The 20,037-nt window shown below is 68.3% G+C and carries 20 protein-coding genes; 9 read left to right on the top strand and 11 right to left on the bottom strand.

Translation table 11 applies throughout. The features are described from left to right. Positions 1-26: 26 nt before the first annotated feature. From ACSFBM_RS24425 to ACSFBM_RS24410, 4 genes are all read right to left on the bottom strand, one after another. Positions 27-1,595, bottom strand: a complete 1,569-nt coding sequence (locus tag ACSFBM_RS24425) for an ABC transporter substrate-binding protein (RefSeq protein ID WP_435486690.1) — start codon at positions 1,593-1,595, stop codon at positions 27-29. A 70-nt stretch (positions 1,596-1,665) separates the two neighbouring features. Further along, positions 1,666-2,469 carry a class II aldolase/adducin family protein gene (locus ACSFBM_RS24420; protein WP_435486689.1) on the bottom strand — a complete coding sequence of 268 codons (804 nt, stop codon included), beginning with the start codon at positions 2,467-2,469 and terminating at the stop codon, positions 1,666-1,668. 276 nt (positions 2,470-2,745) lie between these two features. After that, positions 2,746-3,600, bottom strand: a complete 855-nt coding sequence (locus tag ACSFBM_RS24415) for a pirin family protein (RefSeq protein ID WP_435486688.1) — start codon at positions 3,598-3,600, stop codon at positions 2,746-2,748. After that, positions 3,597-4,181 (bottom strand): NADPH-dependent FMN reductase, encoded by a 585-nt coding sequence (locus ACSFBM_RS24410; protein ID WP_435486687.1) that lies wholly within the window; start codon positions 4,179-4,181, stop codon positions 3,597-3,599. The genes ACSFBM_RS24415 and ACSFBM_RS24410 overlap by 4 nt, the downstream gene beginning before the upstream one ends. A gap of 129 nt (positions 4,182-4,310) precedes the next feature. Between ACSFBM_RS24410 and ACSFBM_RS24405 the strand changes: the two genes are divergently transcribed. Then, entirely contained in the window at positions 4,311-5,237 is a 927-nt protein-coding gene (locus tag ACSFBM_RS24405; RefSeq protein WP_435486686.1) for a LysR family transcriptional regulator, read from the top strand. Positions 5,238-5,276: 39 nt separating this feature from the next. Then, positions 5,277-5,753, top strand: a complete 477-nt coding sequence (locus tag ACSFBM_RS24400) for an FKBP-type peptidyl-prolyl cis-trans isomerase (protein ID WP_116911885.1) — start codon at positions 5,277-5,279, stop codon at positions 5,751-5,753. Positions 5,754-5,790: 37 nt separating this feature from the next. Here ACSFBM_RS24400 and ACSFBM_RS24395 read toward each other — a convergent pair whose 3' ends face one another. Beyond that, positions 5,791-7,329 carry a CYTH and CHAD domain-containing protein gene (locus tag ACSFBM_RS24395; protein WP_435486685.1) on the bottom strand — a complete coding sequence of 513 codons (1,539 nt, stop codon included), beginning with the start codon at positions 7,327-7,329 and terminating at the stop codon, positions 5,791-5,793. Positions 7,330-7,486: 157 nt separating this feature from the next. Here ACSFBM_RS24395 and ACSFBM_RS24390 point away from each other — a divergent pair, with 157 nt between their 5' ends. Beyond that, positions 7,487-7,903, top strand: a complete 417-nt coding sequence (locus tag ACSFBM_RS24390; protein WP_435486684.1) for a VOC family protein — start codon at positions 7,487-7,489, stop codon at positions 7,901-7,903. Positions 7,904-8,069: 166 nt separating this feature from the next. After that, positions 8,070-9,137: a pirin family protein gene (locus tag ACSFBM_RS24385; protein ID WP_435486683.1), complete on the top strand. Its 1,068-nt coding sequence runs from the start codon at positions 8,070-8,072 to the stop codon at positions 9,135-9,137. 23 nt (positions 9,138-9,160) lie between these two features. Here ACSFBM_RS24385 and ACSFBM_RS24380 read toward each other — a convergent pair whose 3' ends face one another. The 3 genes from ACSFBM_RS24380 to ACSFBM_RS24370 all read right to left on the bottom strand — a co-directional run bounded on the left by ACSFBM_RS24380 (position 9,161) and on the right by ACSFBM_RS24370 (position 11,762). After that, complete coding sequence (locus ACSFBM_RS24380; protein WP_435486682.1) at positions 9,161-9,451, bottom strand: YciI family protein; 291 nt, start codon at positions 9,449-9,451, stop codon at positions 9,161-9,163. A gap of 103 nt (positions 9,452-9,554) precedes the next feature. Then, positions 9,555-10,571, bottom strand: a complete 1,017-nt coding sequence (locus tag ACSFBM_RS24375; protein ID WP_435486681.1) for a tripartite tricarboxylate transporter substrate binding protein — start codon at positions 10,569-10,571, stop codon at positions 9,555-9,557. Between the two features lie 99 nt (positions 10,572-10,670). Next, a complete protein-coding gene (locus ACSFBM_RS24370; protein ID WP_435486680.1) occupies positions 10,671-11,762 on the bottom strand; it encodes a tartrate dehydrogenase in 1,092 nt (363 codons plus the stop codon). Positions 11,763-11,878: 116 nt separating this feature from the next. On the opposite strand from ACSFBM_RS24370, the gene ACSFBM_RS24365 reads away from it, so the two are divergent. Continuing rightward, positions 11,879-12,817 (top strand): LysR family transcriptional regulator, encoded by a 939-nt coding sequence (locus ACSFBM_RS24365; RefSeq protein WP_435486679.1) that lies wholly within the window; start codon positions 11,879-11,881, stop codon positions 12,815-12,817. On the opposite strand, the gene ACSFBM_RS24360 is transcribed toward ACSFBM_RS24365, so the two are convergent. Next, entirely contained in the window at positions 12,804-14,129 is a 1,326-nt protein-coding gene (locus tag ACSFBM_RS24360; RefSeq protein WP_435486789.1) for an Nramp family divalent metal transporter, read from the bottom strand. The genes ACSFBM_RS24365 and ACSFBM_RS24360 overlap by 14 nt on opposite strands. Positions 14,130-14,252: 123 nt before the next feature. On the opposite strand from ACSFBM_RS24360, the gene ACSFBM_RS24355 reads away from it, so the two are divergent. Beyond that, positions 14,253-14,561, top strand: coding sequence for a putative quinol monooxygenase (locus ACSFBM_RS24355; protein WP_435486678.1), 309 nt, complete (start codon positions 14,253-14,255; stop codon positions 14,559-14,561). A gap of 89 nt (positions 14,562-14,650) precedes the next feature. Here ACSFBM_RS24355 and gap read toward each other — a convergent pair whose 3' ends face one another. Then, positions 14,651-15,652, bottom strand: coding sequence for a type I glyceraldehyde-3-phosphate dehydrogenase (gene gap, locus ACSFBM_RS24350; RefSeq protein WP_435486677.1), 1,002 nt, complete (start codon positions 15,650-15,652; stop codon positions 14,651-14,653). 63 nt (positions 15,653-15,715) lie between these two features. Next, positions 15,716-17,818 (bottom strand): transketolase family protein, encoded by a 2,103-nt coding sequence (locus ACSFBM_RS24345; RefSeq protein WP_435486676.1) that lies wholly within the window; start codon positions 17,816-17,818, stop codon positions 15,716-15,718. Positions 17,819-17,963: 145 nt separating this feature from the next. On the opposite strand from ACSFBM_RS24345, the gene speD reads away from it, so the two are divergent. From speD to ACSFBM_RS24330, 3 genes are read left to right on the top strand one after another with little or no spacing between them, the layout of a single operon-like run. Then, positions 17,964-18,353, top strand: coding sequence for an adenosylmethionine decarboxylase (speD, locus tag ACSFBM_RS24340; RefSeq protein WP_435486675.1), 390 nt, complete (start codon positions 17,964-17,966; stop codon positions 18,351-18,353). Between the two features lie 14 nt (positions 18,354-18,367). Next, complete coding sequence (locus ACSFBM_RS24335) at positions 18,368-19,096, top strand: nucleotidyltransferase family protein (protein ID WP_435486788.1); 729 nt, start codon at positions 18,368-18,370, stop codon at positions 19,094-19,096. Continuing rightward, positions 19,093-20,037, top strand: coding sequence for a hypothetical protein (locus tag ACSFBM_RS24330; protein WP_435486674.1), 945 nt, complete (start codon positions 19,093-19,095; stop codon positions 20,035-20,037). Before ACSFBM_RS24335 ends, ACSFBM_RS24330 begins: the two co-directional genes overlap by 4 nt.

Genomic DNA, 20,037 nt, shown 5'->3' with positions numbered 1-20,037 from the left:
CCTTCGTTGCGGGTGCGGGCGTGTCGTCATGCGACCGTCGCCGTACCGAGGCTGTCGTTCAGGCCGATGCCCGAGCTGATGATGTTGCCGAGCTTGGTGCGGTAGAGCGTGGGGAAGTTGAGCTCCAGCAGCCAGGCCACGGGCACCTCGTCGAGCAGGATCTTCTGCGCCTGCAGGTAGATGGCCTTGCGCTTGTCGGGGTCGGTCTCGCGCGCACCCGCGTCGAACAGCTCGTCGATCTTCGGATTCGAATAGCCCTCGACGTTGTTGAAAGGCGAGCCCTTGGCGATGTTGGCGGTGGTGTAGTTGCGCGCCACGCCCAGGGCCGGGTCGCCGTATTGATAGACGTAGGTGAAGGCAAGGTCGTAGTCCCAGTCGTTCAGGCGCTGGTTCCAGCCGGCCACGTCGGTGGCGGTCATCTCCACCTTGATGCCGGCCTGCGCCAGGTTCTGCTTCAGGATCTCGGCCTGGCGCGACCAGGTCTCGCCGTAGGGCAGCGGCAGCAGCCTCAGGGTCTCGCCCTTGTAGCCCGATTCGGCGAGCAGCTTCTTGGCGGTCTCGACGTTGCGCGGGTACTTGGCGACGTCGGTGCTGTGGAACTTGATGTTGCTGTTGAACGGGCCGGTGGCGGGCTTGGCAAAGCCCTGCCACGCGATCCTGGCCATGGCCTCGCGGTCGATGGCGAACATGACGGCCTGGCGGAACTTGACGTTGTCCATCGGCGCCTTGCGGTTGTTCAGCCACAGCCACGAATGCGGTGCGAAGAACTCCCAGCCCTTGGTGGTCACGGCCACGCCGGGCAGCTTGGCCAGGCGCTGCACGTCGAAGTATTCGACCGCGCCCCCGGGCACCAGGTCGACCTTGCCCGATTCGAAGGCTGCGGCGCGCGAGGCCGCGTCGGGAATGATGTGGAAGTAGACGCTGTCGACCAGCGGCACGTCCTTCACGTGGTACTTGTCATTGGCCACGAGCTGGATGTACGAGCCCTTGACCCACTCCTTGAACTTGAACGGCCCGGTGCCGATGGGCGTGGCGTTGGCGGGGTTGGTGGCGAAGTCGGTGCCGTCGTAGATGTGCTTGGGCACCATCGGCATGCTGCCGACCTCGAAGATGCCGATGAACGGGCCGAAGGGGTACTTGAGCTTGAACTCGACCGTGAGCGGGTCGACGGCCCGAATGCTTTCCACCGCGGCCAGGTTGGCGCGCAGGCGCGCATGGGTCTTGCGCAGGAACACGTCGGCCGAGAACACCACGTCGGCCGAGGTGAAGGGCTTGCCGTCATGCCAGGTGACGCCGGGCTTGAGCTTGAAGGTGTAGAGCGTGCCTTCCTTGTTGACGGTCCACGCGGTGGCCAGCGAGGGCAGCGGGTTGATCTTCTCGTCGTAGCGCAGCAGGCCTTCGTAGATGTTGCCGGAGATCATCTGCGTGGGGCCGTTCTGCGTGATGCCCAGCATCAGCCCCGGCGGCTCGGGCTGGACGACGGCGTTGATCACGCCGCCTTTCCTGCCCGCGGCCAAAAGATGCAGGGGAACGCCCGCGAGCGTCAGGCCGGCAGTGGCAGCGGCACCCATCTGGATGAGGTTGCGACGTTTCATGAGGGCGAACTCCTTCTGGCTCTTTCGAGGTGGTGGACGGGGACGGAAGAAAGAAACGGGGAAAAGCAGGTCAGTCGCGGAACGACGTGGCCGGCGCAGGCGCAATGCGCTGCAGCATCGCGCGCCATTCGCGCGCGTTCGGGTCGGAGTGGCCGGGCAGATCGCTGCCGCCACCGGCTTCGTACTGCTGCGCGGTCTTCTCGCAGACCTCGGCCGGTACCGGGTACACCGGCAGGCCGCTCGACTGGATCGCCACCTGCACGCGGCAGGCGCGCTCCAGGTTGAGCATCAGGATGAAGGCTTCCGACACGGTGCGGCCCAGCGTGACCAGGCCGTGGTTGCGCAGGATGAGCGCGCGCGCCGTCGGGCCCAGGTCGGCCACCAGGCGCTCGCGCTCCTCGGGGTCGAGCGCGATGCCCTCGAAGTCGTGATAGACCACGCGCTGGTAGAACTGCAGCGCCCACTGGTTGCAGGGCTGCAGCCCGCAGGCCAGCGACGACACCGCCACGCCCGCCACCGTGTGCGTGTGCAGCACGCAGGCCGCGTCGTGGCGCGCCGCGTGCACGGCGCTGTGGATGGTGAAGCCGGCCGGGTTCACGTCGTAGGGCGAGTCGTCGAGGATGCGGCCTTCGAGGTCGATCTTGACCAGCGACGACGCAGTGATGTCGCGGAACAGCATCCCGAAGGGGTTGATCAGGAACTGGTCGTCGGTTCCAGGCACACGCGCGGAGATGTGCGTGTAGATGCTGTCGTCCATGCCGTAGTGCGCCACCAACCGGTAGGCCGCGGCCAGGTCTTCGCGGACCTGGCGCTCGGCATCGGTGCCGGAGGCGGAAAGGGGTCGGGCCTTGCGGTCCACTGCCTGCCATTGCATATCGCGTTCCTTTGTCAGGCCCGGCGGGGGTCGCCGGCGCCTTGTTCGGGTTCATGGGGTCAACTTGTAAGCTGTCGACAGTTGACCCGCGACAGTCTTAAGCAATATGCGGGCCCACGTCATGGGGTAAGCCCTTGGGTATTGGGCGCAAGCCCCAACAGAACGACGTCGTACGAGGGAAAAAACGCCAAAACGCCGACGGCGCGCACCGGAAAGTGCGCGCCGTCGGCGTGGCTGGCGTGGGTCGTTCGTGCGCCCGGGCGCACCGATGAAGTGCTAGGGCAGGCGCCCTTCCTGGCGCAGTTGCGCGCCGATGCGCCGGATCTCGGCCTCGCCCTGCTCGAGCGTGGAGCGGCTCGTGTGCACCGAGTAGTGCCCCATCACCAGTTCGTGCGGATGCTTCACCGCCGAGCCCAGCACGAAGGCCGTGTCGCCACGGGCGGTGAAGTCGATCGCGTCCTGCGACGCTTCGAACACCGCGAGTTCGCCGCCGCCGATGGGGCCGCCCCGGCCATCGCCGGTTTCGAGCGCGCCTTCGTTGACCGCGACCCAGCCCACCGTGTGCCCGGCCGGCGGCACGTAGCGCCAGTGCTCGCCGTCTTTCAGCTGCACGGCCAGGTAGTTCATCGACGCGGGCGCCGCTATTGCGCTGCGCGCCGCGCCGTAACGCCCGAGCAGCACGCGCGCCGGGCCTTCCTGCGGCACCTGCGAGGGCGCGAGGTAGAGGCTTTGCGCGGGCGCGTTCTCTTCCGAGGCCGGCAGCGCCACCCACAGCTGGAAGCCGCGCACGCGCGTCACGCCCGGCGCGGGGCCGCCGGTGTGCCACACGCCGTTGCCGGCGCGCATCCACTCCACGCCGCCGCCCAGCAGCCTGCCTTTCTCGCCGGTCGTGTCTTCGTAGAGCGTGTCGCCTTCGATCAGGTAGGTGAGCGTGGCGATGCCCGAGTGCGGATGCAGGCCGAAGCCCTTGTGGCCGCCGGTGGTGTCGAAGCCGAAGAGGTCGAGGAACACGAAGGGCTTGAGGAATTCGCCCAGGTCGCCCGGGCTCACCAGCCGCGTGATGCCGCCGTGCTTCGCGCCGCGCGTGCGGTAGACGATGGCGCGGGCCTGCGTGACTGCGTCGGTGCTCATGCGGCCTCCCTTGCGGTCTTCAGCGCGCGGGTCCACCAGGCCATGTCGTCGAGCATGGCGGTGGCAGCCTGTGCGAGGTGAGGGAAGTCGTCGAACGACTTGCCCTGCCGCCAGATGCCCATGAACTCCACCATGCCGATGTGCACCGCATGGCGCACCGGTGCCATCTGCATCTCGACGGCAACGAGCCGCAGCTGCTCGACGGCCCGGGCCGCGCCCACGCCGCCGTAGCCCACGAAGCCGATCGGCTTGCGGATGAACTCCTTGTAGGCCCAGTCGATCGCGTTCTTCAGCACTGCGCTCGGGCCGTGGTTGTATTCGGGCGTGACGACGACCAGGCCGTCGAAGGTGACCAGCTTCGCCTGCCAGCGCTGCGCCGCCTCGTTCTTCACCGGACCCCACGCGGGGGCGCCGGCCTCGTCGAAGAAGGGCAGCGGATGGTCGCGCAGGTCGACGAGTTCGAAGGCCAGGTCGGTGCGCTGCTTCGCGATCTCGTGGATCCAGCGGGCGGGCTTGTCGCCGAAGCGGCCTTCGCGGGTCGAGGCGATGACGATGCCGATGCGGGGTTGTGCCTGGGTCATGGGGGGCTCCTGATGGGTTGGCATGGCGGCCGGGTCGGCCATGCACCGAAGCTTAGGCACGCACCCATTGATCGACTAGACGGTAGAGTCGGATTGCACTCATCCAGAATTCGAAGGAATCAACCCGCCATGTTCGACCTCAACGACATCGCCATGTTCGTGCAGGTGGTGCGCCACGGCAGCTTTGCCGAGGCGGCCCGCCGGCTCGGCCTGCCGCCCAACACGGTGAGCCGGCGCGTCCAGCAGCTCGAGGCGCAGCTGGGCACGCGGCTGATGCAGCGCTCCACGCGCAAGCTGACGCTGACCAGCGCGGGGCAGGCATTTCATGAGCGCTGCGCGGGGGCGGTCGACGGGCTGGTGGCGGCGGGGCAGGAACTGGTGGCGGGCGGGCAGGCGCCCAGCGGGCTGGTCCGGGTCGCGGCCCCGGCGGATTTCTTCGATTTCTTCCCGATGGAATGGGTGGCGGACTTCCTGGCCGAACACCCCCTGGTCAGGCTCGACTTCGTACTCAGCGACGCCGCCGCCGACCTGATTGCCGAGCAGATCGACGTGGCGTTCCGCGGCGGCGTGCTGCGCGATTCCGGCTACATCGGCCGTCGGCTGGCCACACGCAGCGGCGGCCTGCTGGCCAGTCCCGCCTACCTCGCGCGGCGCGGCGCGCCCGCGACTTTGCAGGCGCTGGCAGACCACGACTGCGTGACGCCGCCGCATCCGGCCGGCCACACCACATGGCGGCTCATGGGCCCCGACGGGGTGGAAGAAGAAGTGCAGGTCGCCGGGCGCTTCACCGGCAACACGGCGCAGGCGCTGCGCAAGGCCGCGCTGGCCGGCATGGGCATCGCGCAGCTGCCGCCGTCGATGGCGACGCGCGACGAGCAGGAAGGGCTGCTCGTGCGCGTGCTGCCGCAGTACGCGTACACGGGGCGGGGGCTGAGCGTGGTGTACCCGAGCCGCAAGCACCTGCCGCTGGCGGTGTCGGCGTTCATCGAGATGGTGGTGAGCAAGCTGGGCCAGCTGGACCTGCTGCAGGCGCCGCCGCTGCCCGGGAAAGCCTAGTCACCAGCGCTCTTTCGTTTCCACTGAAAATGCCACCCCATGAAAATCGAAAAAGACACCGTCGTCACCATCAAGTACAAAGTCTCCGACGCCCAGGGCAAGCTCATCGAGGCGAGCCCCGAGCCGATGGCCTACCTGCATGGCGGCTACGAGAACACGCTGCCCAAGATCGAGGAAGCGCTCGACGGCAAGGAGAAGGGCTACCAGACCGTGGTGAACCTGTCGCCCGAAGACGCCTTCGGCCAGCGCGACGAGGCGCTGGTGCGCAGCATTCCCAAGGCCGAATTTCCGCCCGGCGTGAAGATCGGCGGACAGCTGCAAGGCCGCCTGGACGACGGCACCGAGCATGTCTTCACCGTGATGAAGATCAAGGGCCCGGTCGTGCTGCTCGACGGCAACCACCCGTGGGCCGGCAAGGCGCTGAAGTTCAGCCTGCAGGTGACGGATGTGCGTGCGGCGCTGCCGGTGGAGATCGAGCACAAGCATGTGCACGGGGCGCACGGGCACCATCACTGACGACTGAAGCGGCCGGGTCGCCGGGACCGGCGGCCGCTCAGTTCTTCTTCCAGAACCTCGGCGCGTCCCCGATCTTTCCCAGCGTCTTGCGGCAGGCCTTCGCGCCGCCCGCATGCCGCGCAGTGAACCAACCCACCGCAAACCAAGCGCGCGCATCGCGTTCCGTAGCCTCGCGGTACAGCGCCAGCGCCACCGCCTCGTCGTTGAACTCCCCCAGCGCGTCCTGCGCGGGCCGCAGCGCCTTCAGGTAGCGCTCCGCGGCCTCCTTGTCTTCGCCCTCGAACAGCGGCGCCACGAACTCCGCCAGGTAGCGCAGGCGCTTGAGCCGCTTGCGCACGCGGTGCTGGCTTTCGGTTGCCAGTGACTCGAAGCGCTCGCCGTCGCGCACCGCCTGCTTGTGCAGCTTCTGCAGGCGCTTGCGCAACAGGCGGCGGGCGTCGTCGGCACTGGCCGCGGCGGATTCCGCCGGCGCCAATGCGGTGAAGCCGATCAGCGAAACCAGCACGTTCTGGAACGCCGCAGCACGCACCACATCGCCCGCAGACGACGCACTGGACGCCGCATCGCCCGCCATCGGGTCGAAGGCCGGCCCGCCCGCTTCGCGCAACAGGGGCTGCGCGAGCTTCACGACCTGTTCGCGGTCGCGCAATTCGCCGAGCGCGCGGAAGGCGTCGACCAGCGGCAGCTCCCACGCGGCGGCCTCGAACAGCCCTGGGTCCGCATCGAGCGGCGCCAATTCGCGCAGCGCCGTGCGCAGCCGCCGGATGCCGATGCGCAGCTGGTGAATCTGCTCTTCGTCCGCGGGGTCGGTATCGCCCGCCGCAATCTCGCTGGCATTCGGCAGCATCTGCGCCAGGCAGGACGCGACCACGGCCTGCTGAATCGCCCGGCCGTCGGGGTGCTGCGCGGCGAAGCGCGGCGGCTGCGCCTTCACCGCTTCCACGCGGTCTTGCGCGGCCAGCAGGCGCGCGCCGCGCTCGGCCTTCGACACGGTGCCGAACCACAGCCCATGCTGCTGCGACCAGCGCCGCGCGAGCGACACCAGGCCGCGCACGTCGCCGCTCTTGAGTTCCAGCTCCAGCTCGCACACCGGCGATTGGCGCTGTTCGGGCGTGCCCGCGTGCGCGACGACCTTGCCTACGTCCAGCGCCATCTCGACCACCGCGCCACCGGGCCCCGTCACGCGCACGTCGCGCGTGAGCCGCACGATGTCGGTCGATTGCCGTTCGACCAATGCAGCATCTCCCCCCTCCGCCAGCAGTTTGGCGAGCCGTTCGCCCACGGGCGTGCCCTGGTGGCGCTGCGGATCGATTTGCGGCGCCTTGCCCGCCGTGCCCAGGTCGACGTTGTGCTCCAGCCGGTGCAGCGCGTTGTCGCCCGTGGCCTTCACGGTCTGGACCCAGCGCGGGCCTTCCTTGCGCAGCCGCAGCACCATGCCATGGGCGGCCAGCCGGAGGTCGGCGGTGTCGAAGTAGCGGGCCTGCAGGCGGGTGCGCACGACGGCGCCGCGCTTCAGCGCGGCTTCGACGGCCTTCAGGCGGCCGGGGGGAATGCAGAACTTGAACTCGATTTCCATAGCCGCCGATGATGCGCGCGCCGCATCCGCCAGCAGCGCAAAACCCCCGCACCGAAATTCATGTGGACGCCGTCCATTTTCTTTGATATCTTTTGTGGACGGCGTACACAAAACACCGGAAATCCTCCATTCATCCTCATCGACACAGGACGACACCATGGCCACCAAGCAGATCTTCGTGAATCTCCCCGTCAAGAACCTCGACAAGACCAAGGCTTTCTTCGCCGCCCTGGGCTACACCTTCAACCCGCAGTTCACCGACGCCAACGCCGCGTGCATGGTGGTGCAGAAGGACAGCATCCACGTCATGCTGCTGGTGGAAGACTTCTTCAAGACCTTCACGGCCAAGGCCATCGCCGACACCGGCAAGACCACCGAGGTGCTGCTGTGCCTGTCGTGCGAGAGCCGCGCCGAGGTCGACGACCTCGTGGCCAAGGCGGTGGCGGCCGGCGGCACCACGCCGCGCGAGCCGCAGGACTACGGCTTCATGTACGGCCACGGCTTCCAGGACATCGACGGCCACCTGTGGGAGCTGATGTACATGGACCCGAACGCAGAGATGCCCAAGCAGTAACAGCGCAATGCGCCGCCGCACCCCGAGGCAAAGAACGATGCCCATCGTTCCATACGCGCTCTTCACTGTTGCAGGCAAGGCACCTACCGGAAGGCGCTTGCGCCCCGATATTCCAGCCATCGGCAAGGCACCATCGGCCATGCCCCCCATGGAAAGGAATAACGACATGTCCGAAGACAACAACAAGCGCGCGAGCCCCGTCCTGCAGGTCGCGCCCCTCGGGTTCCCGTGGCAGACGATCGACCCGTTCCTGTTCTGCGTGTACCACGATGACGCCTACCCACAGGGCAACAGCCGCATGGGCCCCGAAGCCTCGCTCGCCGGGCGCCAGATCGGCCAGGACTTCAGCCGCAAGGACGGCTGGAGCATGTACCACGGCGACACGGTGCCGGGCTTTCCCTCGCACCCGCACCGCGGCTTCGAGACGGTGACCATCGTGCGCAAGGGCCTGGTCGACCACTCCGACTCGCTGGGCGCCACCGCGCGCTTCGGCGGCGGCGACGTGCAGTGGCTCACGGCCGGCAAGGGCATCGTGCATTCCGAGATGTTCCCGCTGCTCGACGCCGGTGCACCGAACCCGCTGGAGCTGTTCCAGATCTGGCTCAACCTGCCGGCGCGCAGCAAGATGGCCGAGCCGCATTTCACGATGCTGTGGTCCGACGACATTCCGCGTTTCGCGTCCGACGACGCCAAGGGCGGGCGCACCGACGTCGCGGTGATCGCGGGCAAGCTCGGCGACGCCCTGAACGGCCAGGCGCCGATCCAGCCGCTGGCGCCGCCGCCCGATTCGTGGGCCGCGCAGGCCGACGCCGACGTGGCCATCTGGACGATCAAGATGACGCCCGGCGCGCAATGGACGCTGCCCGCCGCCACGGGCGAGGGCACGCGGCGCATGCTGTACTTCTTCAAGGGCGCGACGGCGCACGTGGGCGGCGAGCGCGTGCAGGGCCCGGTGGCCATCGAGCTGCGCGCGGACATGGCCGTCGAGCTGGTCAACGGCCCCGACGAGGCGAGCGAGTTCCTGGTGCTGCAGGGCCGCCCGATCGCCGAGCCGGTGGTGCAGTACGGCCCCTTCGTGATGAACACGCAGGCCGAGATCAGCCAGACCATGGCCGACTACCGGCGCACGCAGTTCGGCGGCTGGCCCTTCGACAATTCGGCACCGGTTCATGGCCGCGAGACGGCGCGCTTCGCGAAGCACCCGGGCGGGCGCGAGGAAGTGCCTGCGGCCTGACCGCGCCGTGCGGGCCGGGGGCGTCAGAGGGTCTTCAGCACCTCGGCGCCCAGCGCGGTCATGCTCGGGATGAACTCGAGCACCTCCGTGCGCGCCACACCGTTCTGCACGAACGGGTCGCGCGCCAGCACCGCGTCGAGCGCCTCCCGGTCACCCGAGCGCGCCAGGATCACACCCCCCTTGCGCGGCACCTGTCGCCCGGAGGCCACGAACAGGCCGCTCGCATAGTGCTTCTTGAGCCAGGTGACATGCGCGTCCATCAGCGCGTCGAGTTCCTCGAGCGGGCGGACGTAGGTGAGGGTGACGATGAACATGGCGGCATGGCGGGAGTTCAGGAAAACGCCATCCTATGGGCTCGGCGTGTTGCCGACTGCGCCAAGGTGTGCGCACCGGTAACCGACGGCGCGCCGGCGCGCGCTAGTCGATCGCCACGCCGCCTTCCTTCACCAGTTTCGCGAACTTGGCCGTCTCCTCGCGGATCTGCTTCGCCATCTCGTCCTGCGTGCCACCCAGCGGCTCGGCGCCGATGGCCTGCATGCGCTGCGCGAAGTCGGGCGAGTGGATGATCTTCACCATCTCGGTGTTCAGCCGCGCCAGCACGTCCTTGGGCGTGGCCGCCGGCGCGAGCACGCCGAACCAGGTGCCGATGTCGAAACCCTTGAGCCCCGCTTCTTCCAGCGTGGGCACGTCGGGCAGCACCGACGAGCGGCGTGCCGTGGTCACGGCCAGCGCGCGCAGCTTGCCGCTCTTGATGTGCTGCAGCACCGGCGTGATGGTGTCGAAGGACATCGCCACCTGCCCGCCCAGCAGGTCGGTGGTGAGCGGGCCGCTGCCCTTGTAGGGCACGTGCAGCAGCGTGGTGCCGGTGCTGGCCTGGAACTGCGTGCCAATCAGGTGCTGCGCCGTGCCGTTGCCGTTGGAGCCGTAGGCCAGCTTCTCGGGCGCGGCCTTGGCCAGCGCCACCAGTTCGGCCACGTTCTTCGCGGGCGTCTGGGCCGCATTGACGACCAGCACGTTGGGCACCATGGCCACCACGGTGACGGGCGCCAGGTCTTTCTGGAAGTCGTAGGGCAGCTTCTTGTAGACGCTGGTGGCGATGGTGTGGTGCACCGCGCCCATCAGCAGCGTGTAGCCGTCGGGCTTGGCCTTGGCCACGTAGTCGGCCCCGAGCGTGGCGCCGGCACCGGGCCGGCTCTCGACCACCACGGGCTGGCCCAGCGACTGCGAGAGCTTGTCGGCCAGCGCACGCGCCAGCACGTCGGTGGTGCCGCCCGCGGGGAAGGGCACGACGAGGCTGATGGGCCGCGCGGGCCAGCCGGCGGGCTGCTGCGCGAAGGACAGCGCGGTTGCACCCAGGCCCAGGCCGAGCCCGAGCCCCAGGGCGGTGGCGCGAAGCACGGTGCGCCGGCGGCGCGCGTCGAAAAAAGCGGTCATGGTGTTTGTCTCCGGCTTGTTGTCGTGGTGCGCGCATCGAGGCGCGCGAATACCGTCGGGGTCGCTTGAAATCGATCAGTCCATCCAGGCACCAGGCCGTCAGGCGGCCATGCGCTGCGGCACGCCGGCGATGTGGTCGCACACCGCGCGCGTCACCTGCGCCGTGGTCGCGCTGCCGCCCAGGTCGCGCGTGTGCAGCGACGGGTTGGCCGTGACGTGCTCCACCGCCGCCATCACGCGGCGCGCGGCCTCGGCCTCGCCCAGGTGCTCCAGCAGCATCACCACCGACCAGAAGGTGCCGACGGGGTTGGCCAGCCCCTTGCCCATGATGTCGAAGGCCGAGCCGTGGATGGGCTCGAACATCGAGGGGTAGCGGCGCTCGGGGTCGATGTTGCCGGTGGGCGCAATGCCCAGGCTGCCCGCCAGCGCCGCCGCCAGGTCGCTGAGGATGTCGGCATGCAGGTTGGTGGCGACGATGGTGTCCAGCGTGGCCGGTCGGTTGACCATGCGCGCGGTGCAGGCGTCGACCAGCTCCTTGTCCCAGGCGACGTCGGGGAACTCCCTGGAGACCTGCAGCGCGATCTCGTCCCACATCACCATCGCGTGGCGCTGCGCGTTGCTCTTGGTCACCACCGTGAGCAGCTTGCGCGGCCGCGAGCGGGCCAGGGTGAAGGCGAAACGCATGATGCGTTCGACGCCCGCGCGGGTCATCATGCTCACGTCTGTGGCGGCTTCGATGGGGTGGCCCTGGTGCACGCGGCCGCCGACGCCCGAATACTCGCCCTCGGAGTTCTCGCGCACGATCACCCAGTCGAGCTGGCCCGGCGCGCAGCGCTTGAGCGGGCCGTCGATGCCCGGCAGGATGCGCGTGGGCCGCACGTTGGCGTACTGGTCGAAGCCCTGGCAGATCTTCAGGCGCAGTCCCCACAGCGTGATGTGGTCGGGAATGTGCGGGTCGCCTGCGGAGCCGAAAAGAATGGCGTCTTTCTCGCGCAGCGCGTCCAGGCCGTCGGCCGGCATCATCTCGCCGTGCGCGCGGTACCAGTCGCCGCCCCAGCCGAAGTCCTCGAAGCTGAACTGCAGCGCGCCGCCGGAAGCCGCGGCCAGCGCCTCCATCACCTCGCGACCCGCGGGGATCACTTCCTTGCCGATGCCGTCGCCGGGAATGGTGGCAATGCTGTAGCTGCTCATCGATGTCCTTGTGAATGTGTGCTCTGTCGAAAGAGCCCACTGTAGGATTCGATGCGCCGAACGATTCATGCCGAAAGTGAATCCATCCTTAACTTCAATTCAACAGTGAGGTGGCCATGACATCCCCCGTCCAGCCCGCCGACCTCGGCTTCTTCGCCACGCTCGCGGCCTGCGGCAGCCTGAGCGCCGCGGCGCGCGAGCTCGGCATCAGCACGCCGGCGGTGAGCAAGCGGCTCGCGCTGATGGAAGCGCGCCTGGGCGTCACGCTGGTGAACCGCACCACGCGGCGCATGAGCCTCACGCCCGAAGGCGAGCTCTACGTGGCCAGCGCGCGGCGCATCCTCGGCGAGATCGACGACATGGCACAGCAGCTCGGCGGCGCCAATGGCGAGGCACAGGGCCTGCTGCGCGTGAACGCCACGCTGGGCTTCGGGCGCAGCCATGTGGCGCCGCTCATCTCGAAGTTCGTGCGCAAGCATCCGCAGGTGGAGGTGCAGCTGCAGCTCTCGGTCAACCCGCCGCCGCTGTCCGACGACGCCTTCGACGTCTGCATCCGCTTCGGCGCGCCGCCCGAGGCGCGCGTGATCGCGCGGCGCATCGCGTCGAACCGGCGCCTGCTGTGCGCCTCGCCCGCCTACCTGGCGCGCGCCGGCACGCCCAAGGTGCCGAACGACCTCACGCACCACCGCTGCATCGGCATCCGACAGGGCGACGAGGCCTACGGCGTGTGGCGCCTGAGCACGGGGCGCGGCACGGCGCAGCGCACCGAGGCGGTGAAGACGCGGGGCGCGCTGAGCACCAACGACGGGGAGATCGCGGTCAACTGGGCGCTGGACGGCCACGGCATCCTGATGCGCGCCGAATGGGACATCGCGCGCTACCTGCGCAGCGGCCGGCTGGTGCAGGTGCTGGCCCACTGCCGCACGCCCGACGCCGACATCCACGCGGTGTACCCGCAGCGCCACCAGCTCTCGGCGCGCGTGCGGGCCTTCGTCGATTTCATGGCCGCGGCGCTGGGCAAGGACGACGCCGAACCGGCGCTCAGCCGCCGCTGAGCACCGAGCCCACCAGCCACACGTTGGCCGCGCCGATCACGCCGAACAGGCCCCAGGCCAGCAGCTTGACCACCGACCCGTTGGCGAAGCTGCCCATCATGTCGCGCCGGCTCGTGAAGCGAATCAGCGGCCACATCGCGAACGGCAGCTGGAAGCTCAGCACCACCTGGCTGAGCACCAGCATCTTGCCCACGCCGCCGTCGCCGAACCACCACACGCCGAGGAAGGCCGGGCCCAGCGCCAGCAGGCGCGTGATCAGCCGGCGCTGCCAGCACGGGATCTTCATGTCGAGAAAGCCTTCCATGATGATCTGGCCCGCGATGGTGCCGGTGAAGGTCGAGCTCTGGCCCGAGGCCAGCAGCGCAATGCCGAACAGCGTGGCCGCGAACGCGCTGCCCACGATGGGTTCGAGCAGCCGGTAGGCGTCGTCGATCTCGGCCACTTCGCGGTGGCCCGTGGCGTGGAAGGCGCTGGCCGCCAGCACCATGATCGCCGCGTTGACCAGCAGCGCGAGCGACAGCGACACGACCGCGTCGAGCGTGCAGAAGCGCACCGCCTCGCGGCGCGCCGCGTCGGTGTCGGCCACGAGCCGGGTCTGCACGATGGACGAATGCAGGTACAGGTTGTGCGGCATCACAGTGGCGCCCACGATGCCGATGGCCAGGTACAGCGCGCCCGGCTGGTGCAGCCGCTCCAGGCTGGGCGCGAAGCCCATCGCCACGCCGAACCAGTTGGGCGGCGCCATCGCCAGCTCGACGATGAAGCAGCCCGCGATGGTGCCCACGAGCCCGAGCACGATGGCCTCCACGCGCCGGAAGCCCGCGCCCTGCAGGCCCAGCACCAGCAGCGTGTCGAAGGCCGTGATGGCGATGCCCACCGGAATCGACACGCCGAACAGCAGGTGCAGCGCCAGCGCGCTGCCCAGCACCTCGGCCAGGTCGCAGGCCACGATGGCCAGTTCGGCGCCCAGCCACAGCAGCCGATTGACGCGCGGCGAATAGTGCTCGCGGCAGGCGCGCGCCAGGTCCTTCTGCGCCACGAGCCCCAGGCGCACGCACAGCGTCTGCAGCAGCATCGCCGCCAGGCTCGCGAGCAGCACCACGAACAAGAGGCCGTAGCCGAAGCGTGAACCGGCCTCGATGTCGGTGGCCCAGTTGCCAGGGTCCATGTAGCCGACCGACACCAGCAGGCCGGGGCCCGCGTAGCGCATCAGCTTCTTGATGAACGGCAGGTCTTGCGGGACGGCGACGCTGCCCTTCACTTCGGACGGGCAGAAAGGCGCGGTGGCCGTGCGGGGCAGCGGAAAGAACATGCGCGCCATGATAGGGACAAGCCTGCGACGTTGTCGCGGACCGGACCCGCGCCCTCTGCGCGGCGGCGCGAAATCTCTTAGATTCGAGCGTCGAAATTCCTACACACCCTGGAGACCTTTCACATGATCCACGTCGTCGCAGTCATCACCGCCAAGCCGGGCCAGCGCGCCGCATTGCTCGAGGCCTTTGCCGCCAACCGCGCGGCCGTGCTGGCCGAAGCGGGCTGCATCGAGTACGGCGCCGCGGTCGATGCGCAAGGCGTCCCCACGTCCAAGGCCAGCTTCGGGCCCGAGACCTTCGTCGTGATCGAGAAGTGGGAAACGCTGGCCCATCTGCAGGCCCATGCCGTGGCGCCGCACATGAAGGAGCACGGCGCGAAGACCAAGGAGCTGGTCGAGAGCAAGCTGATCCACGTGCTCGAGCCGGTCTGAGCCTGGGCGAAAAGCAGCGCGGACGCGCCTTGCGGCCACCCATGAAAAAACGCGCCCTCGGGCGCGTTTTTCATTGAAGCCGCGAAGTCTTACTTCGACACGACCTTCACCATTTCGAGGCACTTGTTAGAGTAGCCCCATTCGTTGTCGTACCAGCTCACCAGCTTCACGAAGGTGCTGTCCAGCGCGATGCCGGCTTCGGCGTCGAAGATGGAGGTGCGCGGGTCGCCGCGGAAGTCGGTGGCCACCACCTTGTCTTCCGTGTAGCCCAGCACGCCCTTCAGCGCGCCTTCGCTCTGTGCCTTCATTTCGGCGCAGATTTCCTTGTACGTGGCTTCCTTCTCGAGCTCGACCGTGAGGTCGACCACCGACACGTCGGAGGTCGGCACACGGAAGCTCATGCCCGTGAGCTTCTTGTTGAGCTCGGGTATCACCACGCCCACGGCCTTGGCCGCGCCGGTGCTGGACGGAATGATGTTTTCCAGGATGCCGCGGCCGCCGCGCCAGTCCTTGTTGCTCGGGCCGTCCACGGTCTTCTGCGTGGCGGTGGTGGCGTGCACGGTGGTCATCAGGCCGCGCTTGATGCCCCACTTGTCGTTCAGCACCTTGGCCAGCGGGGCCAGGCAGTTGGTGGTGCAGCTGGCGTTGCTGATGATGGCTTCGCCGGCGTACTTCTTGTCGTTCACGCCGTAGACGAACATGGGGGTGTCGTCCTTGGACGGTGCCGACAGGATGACCTTCTTGGCGCCCGCGTCGATGTGCTTCTGCGCCGTTTCCTTGGTGAGGAACAGGCCGGTCGATTCGAGCACGATGTCGGCGCCGACTTCGTCCCACTTGAGCTGCGACGGGTCGCGCTCCTGCGTCAGGCGGATCTTCTTGCCGTTCACGATCAGCGTGTTGCCTTCGACCGTGACTTCACCCTTGAAGCGGCCGTGCACCGAGTCGTACTGGAGCATGTAGGCCAGGTAGTCGGGCTCGAGCAAGTCGTTGATGGCAACGATTTCGATGTCGTTCTTGAAGTTCTGCACCGCTGCGCGCAGCACGTTGCGACCGATGCGGCCGAAGCCGTTGATACCGAGTTTGATAGCCATCTGACTTGCTCCTAAGGTTGAAAAACTTGTTGTGAACCGGCAAGAAGAAACGCTGCGCGACGGTCAGTCGCGCAGTGCCGCTTCCACCGTGGCGGCCACGTTCTCCGCCGTGAATCCGAAGTACTTGAACAGTTCCGGCGCGGGCGCCGACTCGCCGTACGTGTCGATGCCGACGACGGCGGCGCAGCCGTACTTCCACCAGCCGCCCGTGCAGCCCATTTCAACGGCGATGCGCGGCAGCTTCTTCGGCAGCACGGCCTTCTTGTAGGCGAGGTCCTGGCGGTCGAAGGTGGTGGTCGAGGGCATCGACACCACGCGCACGGCGATCTTCTTTTCGGCCAGCAGCTTCTGCGCGGCCAGTGCGAGCTGCACTTCGGAGCCGGTGGCGATGATGACGGCGGCCGTCTTCTTGCTCTTGAGGCCCACGGTTTCCGGCTCGGACAGCACGTAGGCGCCGCGGCTGATGTCGCCGAGTTCGCTCTTCGGTGCGTAGGCGATGTTCTGGCGGCTCAGCAGCAGCGCGGTCGGGCGCGTCTGGTTTTGCAGCGCCACGGCCCAGGCCACGGCGGTTTCGGCCGTGTCGCCCGGACGCCAGACGTCCAGGTTGGGAATCAGGCGCAGCGAGGCGGCGTGTTCGATCGACTGGTGCGTGGGGCCGTCTTCGCCCAGGCCGATGGAGTCGTGCGTGAACACGTGGATCACGCGGTGCTTCATGAGCGCGGCCATGCGGATGGCGTTGCGGCTGTAGTCGCTGAACGTGAGGAAGGTGCCGCCGTAGGGGATGTAGCCGCCATGCAGCGCCACGCCGTTCATGATGGCCGCCATGCCGAACTCGCGCACGCCGTAGTTGATGTGCCGGCCGATGGTGCCGTGCGGCACTTCCACCGGGGCTTCGGGCTTGGCTTCGTCTTCGGCGCCTTGCTTGGCGTCGACCGCCGGCACGTTCATGACCACGGCGCCGGTCTTCGCGTCGAAGCGCAGGGCGGCAGTGCTCTTGGTGTTGGTGAGGTTGGAGCCGGTCAGGTCGGCGCTGCCGCCGAGCATTTCGGGCAGCGCGGCGGTGAAGGCTTCCAGCGCGAGCTGGCTGGCCTTGCGGCTGGCCACGGTCTCGGCCTTGGTGTGGGCGGCGACCACGGTGTCGAACGCCACCTGGTGGAAGTTCCTGGGCAGCTCGCCCTTCATGCGGCGCGTGAACTCGGCGGCCAGCTCGGGGAACGCCACGGCGTAGGCGGCGAACTTGGCGTTCCACTCGGCTTCGATGTTGGCGCCGGCTTGCTTGTGGTCCCAGTCGGCGTACACCTCGGCCGGGATCTCGAAGGGCGCGTAGTGCCAGTCGATGGCATCGCGCGTGAGCTTGATTTCTTCGGCGCCCAGCGCCTCGCCGTGCGCCTTGGCGGTGCCGGCGCGGTTCGGGCTGCCCTTGCCGATGACGGTCTTGCAGTTGATGAGCGTGGGCTTGTCGGTCGACTGCTTGGCCTTGGCGATGGCCTTGGACACTTCGGCGGCGTCGTTGCCGTCGATCGGGCCGATCACGTGCCAGCCATAGGCGTGGAAGCGTTCGGCCACGTTGTCGATGTACCAGGGCTTGACCTGGCCGTCGATGCTGATGCCGTTGTCGTCGTACAGGGCAATGAGCTTGTTCAGGTGCCAGGCGCCGGCCAGTGCGCAGGCTTCATGGCTGATGCCTTCCATCATGCAACCGTCGCCCAGGAAGGCGTAGGTGTGGTGGTCGACGATGTCGTGGCTCTTGCGGTTGAACTCGGCGGCGAGCAGCTTTTCGGCCAGCGCGAAGCCCACGGCGTTGGTGATGCCCTGGCCCAGCGGGCCGGTGGTGGTTTCCACGCCGGGGGTCACGTCGACTTCGGGGTGGCCGGCGGTCTTGCTGTGCAGCTGGCGGAAGTTCTTGAGCTCGCCGATCGGCAGGTCGTAGCCGGTGAGGTGCAGCACGGCGTACAGCATCATCGAGGCGTGGCCGTTCGAGAGCACGAAGCGGTCGCGGTCGAACCAGTGCGGGTTCGCGGGGTTGTAGCGCAGGTGATCGCCCCAGAGCGCGACGGCCATGTCGGCCATGCCCATCGGTGCACCCGGATGTCCGGAGTTCGCTTGTTGGACGGCATCCATGGCCAGCGCGCGAATCGCGTTGGCCATCAGGGCTTGGTTTGCCATGGGCATGGGGCTTTCGGGGGAAAAGGGTGGGTGGGATTGGGGGGAACCCGCGATTTTACCGGGCGAGCCCGCCGGGGCGCCGACACAGGCCGAACACCCGTCCGATGCGCTCCTGTGCCGGGCCGGACTGCTAGAGTTGCCACCCATGCATGGGCTGCACCTTACCGCCGACCTCCACGACTGCCAATGCGGCCTTCAATGGCTCACCGACCGGGAGGCCCTGGGTGCCGTCTGCATGAAGGCGGTGGCCGCCGCCGGCCTGCAGGCGGTGGGCAAGCTGGTCCACGGATTTCCCGCCACGCCCCTGGGGCCGGGCGGCGTCACGGCCACGGTGCTGCTGGCCGAATCGCACCTGTGCATCCACACCTGGCCCGAGCAGCGCGGCGTGACGCTGGACGTGTATGTGTGCAACTTCGGCGGCGACCATTCGGCCAAGGCGCATGCGCTGATGGAATGCCTGGTGTCGCTGTTCCAGCCCCGTCACAGCGAGCGCAACGAACTGCAACGCGGGCGCGTGGCAGCAGGCGCGCAATGACCCCGGTCCGCGCGATGGTGCTGGCCGCCGGGCGCGGCGAGCGCATGCGGCCGCTGACCGACGCCTGCCCCAAGCCCCTGCTCGAGGTGCGCGGCAAGCCTTTGATGCAGTGGCCGATGGAAGCGCTGGCCGCCGGAGGGTTCACCAAGCTGGTGGTCAACACCGACTGGCTGGGCGCGCAAATTTCAGACCATTTCGGCGCAACACCCTTGATGGACAAGGGTGTCGCGCTATCAATTTCATACTCCAACGAGGGCCGCGACTTCGGCGGCGCGCTGGAGACGGCCGGTGGCATCGTGCGCGCGCTGCCGCTGCTGGGCGAGGTGTTTTGGGTGGCGGCCGGCGATGTGTTCGCGCCCGATTTCACCTTCACGCAAGCCTCGGTCGAGCGCTTTGTCGCCAGCGGCAAGCTCGCCCACCTGTGGCTGGTGCCCAACCCCGAACACAACCCGAAGGGTGACTTCGGCCTGGCGCCCGACGGCCTGGCGCTGAACACGGCGCCCGAGAAGTTCACCTTCTCCACCATCGGCCTCTACCGCGCCGCGCTGTTCGCGCCGCCGTACTGCGACATTCCGGCCGGCAACCCAGAAGGCCGCAAAGCCCCCTTGGCCCCGATCCTGCGCGCCGCGATGGAGCGCCGGCAGGTGAGCGCCGAGCTCTACGCCGGCCCCTGGACCGACGTGGGCACGCCGCAGCGGCTGCAACAACTCAACGCCGGCCTGGTACCGGCGCCCGACGCATGACGATCGCCCCGCTGCCCGACGCGCTGCGCCTGCTGCCCCTGCGCATTCACGACCTGGCCCTGGAAACGGGCGCGGAACGCAACGGCGGCGCACCCGAAGACCCGCTGAGCGTGCCGATGTACGAAAGCGACTTCACGCGCCTGGGCCTCGCGCCCATGCGCCAGGGCTGGCATGTCGAGTATTTCGGCGAGACCTGGGGCGAGGCCTTCGAAGAAACGCTGGCCTGCCTGGCCCGCCAGGACGTGGCCGACTGCATCACCTCGCTGTCGTTCAGCGGCGTCGACAGCGGAGCGAACGGCACGCGCGACTGGACCTTCGCGCCGCTGCTCGACAGCCCGGTGATGTTCCCGCGCCTGCGCTCGCTGTTCATCAAGCCCACGCAGCCGGAGGACCACAACCAGTCGCTCGTGTGCGCGAGCGGCCGCATCCTCGAGGAAGGCGGCGACATCGCGCGCTGGGTGCGCAAGACGCCGCGCCTGAGCGAGCTCACCGTGCCGAACGCGCCGGACGCCGACTTCTTCGCGGTGCCGCTGCCGCAGCTGGGCAGCCTGTGCATCGGCGCCCATTTCGACACCCAGGGGTTCATCCGCAACCTCGCCGCGGCGGCGCACCTGCCGGCGCTGCGGCTGCTGGACTTTTCCGAATCCACCGAGCAGCAGATGGTGTGGCCGCCCGACCGGGCGCCCGGCGGCATCACGCCCTTCGAGGACTACGAGGCCCTGCTGCAAGGCCCCATGGGCGCGCAGCTGCGCGTGCTGAGGCTGCGCAACACCTGCCTGGACCTGGCGCAGCTCGAACGGCTGCAGGGCGTGCGCAAGGGGCTGCAATTCATGGTCATCCAGTCAACGATCGGCGGGTACGTCAGCCACTTTGCGCAGGATGTGTTCCCATGGCGGCACCTGGTTCCCGCGGACCCCGGACTTGCACCGTATCGAAAGTGA

It is taken from the genome of Variovorax pasteuri (assembly GCF_051216435.1).
Lineage (GTDB): Bacteria > Pseudomonadota > Gammaproteobacteria > Burkholderiales > Burkholderiaceae_C > Variovorax.
Note: the sequence above shows the minus strand (reverse complement) of the source record. Positions and strands in the feature narration are given on the sequence as shown.